Origin of the sequence: Daejeonella sp. (assembly GCF_046590655.1) — a bacterium.
Classification (GTDB): Bacteria; Bacteroidota; Bacteroidia; order Sphingobacteriales; family Sphingobacteriaceae; genus Daejeonella.
Window position 1 is genome coordinate 1 of record NZ_JBKJUM010000162.1, and the last position, 8,101, is coordinate 8,101.

7 protein-coding genes are annotated in these 8,101 nt (G+C 39.6%); all 7 read left to right on the forward strand.

Features of this window, described 5'->3' with window-relative positions:
• Positions 1 to 945, forward strand: a 945-nt coding sequence (locus ACLL8Z_RS14650; RefSeq protein ID WP_411275540.1) for an SDR family NAD(P)-dependent oxidoreductase, incomplete at its 5' end; no start/stop codon positions are given.
• 179 nt (positions 946 to 1,124) lie between these two features.
• Positions 1,125 to 2,333 (forward strand): sugar isomerase, encoded by a 1,209-nt coding sequence (locus ACLL8Z_RS14655; protein WP_411275541.1) that lies wholly within the window; start codon positions 1,125 to 1,127, stop codon positions 2,331 to 2,333.
• A 108-nt stretch (positions 2,334 to 2,441) separates the two neighbouring features.
• Positions 2,442 to 3,473, forward strand: a complete 1,032-nt coding sequence (locus ACLL8Z_RS14660) for a GntR family transcriptional regulator (RefSeq protein WP_411275542.1) — start codon at positions 2,442 to 2,444, stop codon at positions 3,471 to 3,473.
• A 205-nt stretch (positions 3,474 to 3,678) separates the two neighbouring features.
• On the forward strand, positions 3,679 to 5,427 hold the full coding sequence (locus tag ACLL8Z_RS14665) for a SusC/RagA family TonB-linked outer membrane protein (RefSeq protein WP_411275543.1): 1,749 nt from the start codon (positions 3,679 to 3,681) through the stop codon (positions 5,425 to 5,427).
• 80 nt (positions 5,428 to 5,507) lie between these two features.
• The gene (locus ACLL8Z_RS14670; RefSeq protein ID WP_411275544.1) at positions 5,508 to 5,828 is read left to right on the forward strand and encodes a hypothetical protein; all 321 of its coding nucleotides are present in this window, start codon (positions 5,508 to 5,510) and stop codon (positions 5,826 to 5,828) included.
• Between the two features lie 219 nt (positions 5,829 to 6,047).
• Positions 6,048 to 6,362 (forward strand): L-rhamnose mutarotase, encoded by a 315-nt coding sequence (gene rhaM / locus ACLL8Z_RS14675; protein WP_411275545.1) that lies wholly within the window; start codon positions 6,048 to 6,050, stop codon positions 6,360 to 6,362.
• A 110-nt stretch (positions 6,363 to 6,472) separates the two neighbouring features.
• Complete coding sequence (locus ACLL8Z_RS14680; RefSeq protein ID WP_411275546.1) at positions 6,473 to 7,390, forward strand: hypothetical protein; 918 nt, start codon at positions 6,473 to 6,475, stop codon at positions 7,388 to 7,390.
• Positions 7,391 to 8,101 lie beyond the last annotated feature (711 nt).

An 8,101-nucleotide genomic window follows, 5' to 3' on the forward strand; every position in this document is an offset into this window, starting at 1 on the left:
GCAGAGTTTTACACCAATGCCATTAATGTGATGAAAGGGGCCGAAGCCGTTTCTGAATATACATCCCTGCCGAGGCAGGAGGCATTTAATATAGAGTATTGGCTGCTGGAAGAAGCAAAATTACAGCGCATGCCCAAGCCCAAGGCTCTTTCCGGACAAATTGCTTTAATAACAGGCAGTGCAGGCGGAATTGGAAAGGCCATTGCTAAAAAGTTTGTGGATGAAGGTGCAGTAGTTATTCTGAACGATATGAATACCGAACGGCTCAATGGCATAGGAGAAGAATTCAACGAACTCTATAGTCAAGACGCTTATGTACTAGCAACTCTGGATGTAACTGATAGCGAACAGATCGAGAACGCATTTGAAATTGCATCGCTGTCTTTTGGCGGTGTGGATATTATAATTAATAATGCGGGCCTTTCAATTTCAAAAACCATTGAGGACCACACAGAAAAAGACTGGGATTTGTTGTATGATGTATTGGTAAAGGGTCAGTTCAGGATTACCCAAGCCTGTGTGAAAATGATGCGAAAACAAGGTCTCGGTGGCGATGTGATCAATATTGTAAGCAAGAATGCGCTTGTTTCCGGCCCAAATAACGCGGGTTACGGTTCCGCAAAAGCAGCGCAGTTACATTTAAGCAGGTTGAATGCCGCAGAACTGGGAGCTGATAAGATCCGGGTAAACGTGGTAAACCCGGATGCAGTCATCTCCGACAGTAATATATGGGCTGGAGGTTGGGCTGAAGGAAGAGCCAAGGCTTATGGAATTGAAGTCGGAGAACTCCCTGAATATTATGCAAAGCGAACCCTATTAAACGAGACTATCCTTCCAGATGACATTGCCAATGCTTGTTTTGCTTTTGTAGGAGGATTATTAAAAAAATCTACTGGCAATGTGCTTAATGTAGACGGGGGTATAGCTATGGCGTTTGTGAGATAAGAGTACATACTATCTTAAGGACGTTGAACCATCCAGACAATAAATAAATTTATTAGTATTAAGTATCGGTAAGAAATAGGAGCAGTTACATACGAAGAGTTTTTGGAAAGTTTATGACAATTGAAAATTATCAGATAGAACAACAAAACAGCGAGCTGCAAAAGTCACATCAACAAAAAATGGATTTTCTCGTATCCCAGATTCCGGGAATTGACAATTTAGTCAATAAGCTGATGGAATTTCAGATTGCTATACCCAGCTGGGCATTAGGAACCGGGGGGACACGCTTCGGGCGATTTTCCGGAGGGGGAGAACCGCGAACACTGGAAGAAAAGATAGAAGATATAGGCCTTTTGCACCAGCTTAATAGATCAAGCGGAGCTATCTCTTTACATATTCCATGGGATATTCCGACGGATCACCATGCCATTAAGACCTTAGCATCACAAAAAGGATTGCGATTTGATGCGATGAACTCCAATACTTTCCAGGATCAGAAAGAGCAGCCCTATAGCTATAAATTTGGGTCTCTTCAAAATGTAAATAAAGCCATACGGAAACAGGCTATTGAACACAACATTGAAGTGATCAGGCAGGGGGTAAATCTCGGATCGGATTCATTGACAGTATGGCTTGCCGATGGATCGTGTTTCCCAGGACAGTTAAATTTTCGGCAAGCTTTCCAGAATACATTGGAAAGCCTTCAAGAAATATATGCCGCTTTACCAGAAAGTTGGAAGATGTTTGTTGAGTATAAAGCGTACGAGCCGAACTTTTACTCTACTACGGTGGGAGATTGGGGTCAGTCTCTTCTTTACGCAAATAAATTAGGACCTAAAGCTTATACCCTTGTCGATCTGGGACACCACTTGCCGAATGCAAATATCGAACAGATCGTATCCTTATTACTAATGGAGGGTAAATTGGGAGGATTCCATTTTAATGACTCCAAGTACGGAGATGACGACCTTACAGCGGGAAGCATGAAGCCTTATCAGCTATTCCTGATATTTAATGAACTTGTTGAGGGAATGGATGCGAAAAATATGAACCACGCTAGCGGATTAGGGTGGATGATAGATGCATCTCATAATGTTAAAGACCCGCTTGAGGATTTGTTGCAGTCGGTAGAGGCAATTATGATTTCTTATGCCCAGGCCTTGCTGGTTGACAGGAAGGTATTAAAAGAAGCGCAGTATAACAATGATGTGGTCAAATGTCAGGAGATTTTACAATCTGTTTTTCGTACGGATGTCAGGGCTCTTGTTGCTGAGGCTCGTCTAAGGTCGGGAGCGTCATTAGATCCGCTTTCGCTATACAGAAGTTTACATGTTAGGGAGCGTTTGATAAAGGAAAGAGGTGCGGTAACGATAGCCACAGGACTTTGATTTGACCATGCATGAAGGATATAAAACATAGAAAACCAGAGATTGTTCTATATCTGCTGTTTTAGACGGGCCTTCAATAAATGTCCCAAAATCATAGTCCACATACAGATGAAAAAAGAAATTTTTAGCGACTTTATTCAGATAGAAGCTTATTCTGCTACCCCTAAGTACCTTCAGTTGGGGGATTCTATAATCAATGCTATTGAAAACGGAAAATTAAAAAAAGGTGATCTCCTTCCATCTATTAATGAGTTAAGTTATATCCTGGAGATTTCTCGTGATACTGCTGAAAAAGGGTATAAATATCTTAAAAAAGTTGGGGTCATCAACTCCGTCCCTGGGAAAGGTTATTATATTTTAAATACAGAATTTAAAAAAAATATCCGGGTTTGTTTATTATTTAACAAGTTATCTGCACATAAGAAAATAATTTACGACGCTTTTGTTGATGCGCTGGGTGAGCAGGCATTTATAGATTTTTATATTTACAATAATGATTTTGCAATTTTCAAAAAGCTTTTGCAAAACAAGACGAACGGTTATTCTCATTACGTCATAATCCCTCATTTTGTGGAAGGCGGAGAAAATGCCCACGAAATTATCAATACACTCCCTAAAGAAAAACTCGTGCTTTTGGATAAGCAGGTCGCTGGAGTAAATGGCCACTATGCAGCAATTTATGAGAACTTTGAAAAAGATATTTACGGTGCTTTAAGTAAAATAAGGCTTAAATTATCTAAATATCATACAATTAAAATTGTGTTCCCCAGGAAGAGCTATTACCCAAAAGAGATACTTAAGGGGCTAAAGCTGTTTTGCCAGCAGTACGCATTTAATTACGTAATGGTAAATGATATTGAAAACGAGCCTATTGAGAAAGGTCAGCTTTTTATCAATGTAATGGAAGATGACCTGGTTTATCTTTTAGAAAAGATCATATCGCAGGATCTGAAATTGGGTAAAGATATAGGCCTGATTTCCTATAATGAAACTCCGCTTAAAAAACTTCTTTTGAATGGTATCACAACGATATCAACTGATTTCAAAATGATGGGTACTATGGCGGCAAAAACTGTTCTATCGAATAGTTTGGACCATCATGAGGTTCCATTTTATATTACACTAAGGCCTTCCCTCTAGTGTATTGATTCCGTTTTCTTCATAAATTCCCTTTTTTATACAGTCCGAAGTGGCCATCTAAGTATAATTCGAAGAATGCTTACCGTCTGAAAATAACTATGGCAGGATGCTACAGGTTGCCAGAGAAATGCATTAGTGTTAGAATCGTATTAATTATGAACTAATTTAAAGTTCATATGCACCATAAAATTTAAAACTAATTAAAATGTGTACAAACTCTTTACTTTATGTTTTTCGCGGAAAACATTTAGCCTTGTTGACTATAGCACTTTGCTGTAGTTTAACAGCCTTTTCACAAACTCCAACAAGAATCAATGGTACGGTTACAGACTCTTTAGATTCTGGTCCTTTACCAGGAGTATCCGTTATAATTAGCGGTACTACAAAAGGAACAGTAACTGATTTAAACGGGAAGTATAGTATAGAAGTTATTCCAAATTCCACCTTAGTTTTTAAGTTTATCGGATATCAGGAAGAAGCTGTTTATGTGGGCAATCAGACTATAATCAATGTAAGTTTATCTACCAATAACCAGGGGCTTGATGAGGTTATTGTAGTTGCTTTCGGTACTCAGAAAAAGGAATCTGTTACCGGGGCCATCGCCTCTATCCAGACAAAAGAAATAAAGCAAAGTCCCTCTGCAAACTTGGCAGTTACCTTGGCTGGCCGTTTACCAGGATTGACCGCCCTTCAGAGAAGCGGTGAGCCGGGAAGAGATTTAACCCAGATTTTTATTCGTGGACAGGGAACTGTTAATGCCCAATCTCCTATCATATTGGTTGATGGGGAAGAAAGAGATTTAACATATATAGATCCGAATGAGGTGGAGTCTGTTACTATTTTAAAGGATGCCTCCTCGACAGCCATATTTGGAGTTCGGGGAGCAAACGGTGTAATACTCGTAACTACCAAAAGAGGTGAATCTGAAATTCCTGAAATCAATGTTACAACAGAAACAGCTGCTCAGGGATTTACAAGGCTTGCAGATCCGGTCAATGCTTTTGATTTTGCAACCTTAAGGAACCTTGCCCAGAGAAACGACGGGAAAGGAGATGCTTATTCTCCGCAGGCATTAGAAGCATACAGATCGGGTTCAGATCCTTTAAGATATCCTAATACAGATTGGAATGATCTGCTGATAAAAGATTATTCACTCCAACAGCGTTTTAATCTTAATATTTCCGGAGCCGGTAAGGCCGTAAGATATTTTGTAAATGCCGGTGTCTTAAATCAGGGCGGTCAGTTTAAAATCGAAAAAGGCTTAAATTATGATCCGAGTTTCAAGTTAAACCGTTATAATTTCAGATCAAATATTGATTTGCAGATCAATCCGACATTAAAATCTTTTTTAAATATTGCAGGTTATTTAGAGAAGCAAAATTCACCGTTTGGGGTAGGAGTAGCCTCAACAGGGCAGGGTGGAGCATCCCCCTCTCTATTTATTCTGGCAAACATTTTTGATTTGCCGTCTAATATCCCAGGGCCGCTCAGTCCGGATAATGGAGTAGTTACCACACCGATCATGCAAAATCCCCCGTTCGGGATACTGAACAGGACCGGATACCGGCAGCAAACCAGGAGCAATGTAACCGCTACCTACGGTATGGAGCAAAAACTTGATTTTATTACAAGCGGGCTTTCTGCGAAAGCAGTTATTTCATTCGATTCCCGGGCGCTTAATAACTTGAATGCTTCAAAATCATATGTACGAAAGCTTCAGGTAATTGATCCGGTTTTAAAAGGTGCTGACGGCCGGGATAGTGTCTATTTTAGAAACTTTGCAAACGATGTGGAAAGTCCTTTATCTATTACAGGCTCAAATGGATTCTCAAGTCTTTCCAATTTTCAGGCTTATGTAAATTACAACCGGACTTTTGGTAAGCATAATTTGGATGCTCTGCTACTTTACTACACGGTTCTCAATCTCAGTCAGCAAAATAGAAAAAGCGGCTAGGTAAAAAGTAAATTTACCTAGCCGCTTTAAAGGTCGACTCCCAAAAGGAAGCCTTTTTCAGTGCCCTCAGGAAAACCCCGATGTTTTTTCAGTATATGGATAACAGGGCAATCCGGACAGATAAATGGAGCATGGCTGAAGTTGACGGATCCGGATGGGAGTTGTATGACCTCAGAAATGATAGACTGGAAACTACAGATGTATCCAGGCAGTTCCCGAAAGTTGCTGCAGCGCTGGAAAATACCTGGCTGAATTGGTGGAAACACGAGTCGGCCAAAAAAGAGTATACTCCTGAAAGTACTAAAACCAGCGATCATTATAAACCGCAGGGTGACAGAGGGTCCGGGAAAATCTATCAGCCATCGGCTATGCCTGCAGAACTTTCGGAAAGATATAAATGATCATTTTGTGCTTTTGGTAAATATTGACGGCAACTATAAGCAGCCCCGAGGCTGAGAAAGAGTTATGAGTTATCATGACCCGACAATCCGAGAAAGGCATGGCTCAGTTTCAATGCATTTTCTGATGAGGTATAGATGAAAACCTATGTTCCTTATCAGATCAGGTAGGAGGCTTCAATCAGGCATATGGTAATTTTGGTTTGGCTTTAAAATACAATCATGGAAAAAATAGCTTTTAAGATGAAACTCATCCCCGGTAATGCCGGGGAGTACAAGAAACGCCACGAGAATATCTGGCCAGCCTTAAAGAGCTTATTGAAAAAATATAAGATAAGTGACTACACCATTTTTCTGGACGAAGAAACAGATACCCTTTTTGCAGTGCAAAAAACCTCCGTTCAGCATTCTTCGCAGGACATAGGTGCAAATGAAATTGTTAAAGAATGGTGGGCTTATATGTCAGATATTATGGAGACAAATCCTGATAATTCTCCAGTTGCCACATCTCTGGAAAAAGTTTTTCATATGGAGTGATTGGAATCTAAGTGCCGGTAAGAATTTCTTTAAATCAGGATGCTTCAGGATAGTTAATTCAGCGCATGTAAATAAATTAGCAATAATTAAGACCGTTTAAATAATATTTCATGAAGCCGAAATTCTGTGTAATTCTTTTTCTGTTTGTTCATCTATTCGCTTCAAACTACCGGACTGTATTTGCGCAGTCATCTCCGTTAAATCTTACTCCCCAAACAGGAGAGGGATTACACTTCGCCGAACAATGGGAAAGAGCCCTATCCATAGATCCTGAATTTGTTTTTGTAACCGGATGGAATGAATGGACCGCCGGAAAGCAGACTATGAAAGATGATATTCAGAACGAACTCAAAAAGTGGGACTTCTATCCTGGCGCTAAGCTCGGCAAAGTGGGTAAAGAACTTAAGACCGGAGATGTATATTTCATAGATCAGTATAACCAGGAATACAGCCGTGATATAGAACCTATGAAAGGCGGTCATTCTGATAATTACTATTACCAGCTTTTAGCAGGTATCAGGAAGTACAAAGGAACCAGTCAACCAGAAAAGGTTATGCCGTCGAAACCTATAGATATTCGTGGAACATTCAGCCAGTGGGAAAGCACGGGAATCAGTTTTTACGACCACATATACGATACCGAACCTCGAAATTCACCTGGGAATTTTATGGCAGGGCCTTATCTTAACAGAACAGGAAGAAATGATATCAGTACCATTAAAGTAGCGCATGACTTGAAAAACATCTATTTTTACATTCAGACCGTGGAGAAATTGTCCTCAGAAAAAGACATAAACTGGATGCTGTTATTTATAGATGCAGACCAGAACAAAGCCACAGGTTGGGAAGGTTATGATTTTGTAGTCAATAAAGATGTAACTGAAGCTACCCGTACAACTATATCCAGAATGGATAAAGATGGAAATATAGGTCAGAAGGCCAGTCTGCCATTAAAAAATAGAGGGCAACCAAATGATGATCAGTCTACCAACGAGCCTGCTGACCCAAAACGGAAGGATGGCTTTTGATTTCCATCTTTCTGATAATCTTCAAAAACTGGGAGATATAAATGAATTTTTAATAAACGGGGACCAGGTCTCTTCCCGGAGAGCAAATTACAGATATGGGGAATAAGAGTGGGCACTAAAGCAGTTTATGCGGCAACACGATCGCCAAATAATTTAGGCATGTGCCTCATTTTTTCTGTCATTTTGTTAGTTACTTGGATAGCACCGTTCTTTCTAGTACAGATACGTTTTGAACCAGCGCCAGTATGAATTAATTGCAATTAATAATACCAGCTGCGCTGCTCTCTCCGGTTGTTTCCACCGCGATCTTTCCACTCAACACTTTCTGTATACATTTATAAAAGCATTATAGCTTCCAGCTTAAAAATAATAATAAATTATAGGCCAATTAGCAAAATCACTTGAAAGCTCCTGGGAATGAAAAAAATAAAAGATCTTTGATCTAAAATATCCTTCTGTGCAGAGTTAAGGGGGAGCCAAATAACAGATTCTAACTGGGTTGTGAAAAGACAGAAGATTTTTCCCAATATTTAATTCAGTAAAATTAATCATGCGCAATTAGGGGCGTAATTTAGAAATGGAATTTTCGAAGGGCAAATAAATCCGAATATTATGAAAAAGTTAGGAATGATAGATTTGATCAGCGTGGATGAATACTCTATTACTCCTAAGTATTTACAGATTGTTAATTCTGTAAAAAGAGAAATTGAG

Coding starts and splice junctions, on each gene's coding strand:
- ACLL8Z_RS14655 (WP_411275541.1), top strand. CDS start 1,125: ATGGATTTTCTCGTATCCCAGATTCCGGGAATTGACAATTTAGTCAAT.
- ACLL8Z_RS14660 (WP_411275542.1), top strand. CDS start 2,442: ATGAAAAAAGAAATTTTTAGCGACTTTATTCAGATAGAAGCTTATTCT.
- ACLL8Z_RS14665 (WP_411275543.1), top strand. CDS start 3,679: ATGTGTACAAACTCTTTACTTTATGTTTTTCGCGGAAAACATTTAGCC.
- ACLL8Z_RS14670 (WP_411275544.1), top strand. CDS start 5,508: ATGTTTTTTCAGTATATGGATAACAGGGCAATCCGGACAGATAAATGG.
- rhaM (WP_411275545.1), top strand. CDS start 6,048: ATGGAAAAAATAGCTTTTAAGATGAAACTCATCCCCGGTAATGCCGGG.
- ACLL8Z_RS14680 (WP_411275546.1), top strand. CDS start 6,473: ATGAAGCCGAAATTCTGTGTAATTCTTTTTCTGTTTGTTCATCTATTC.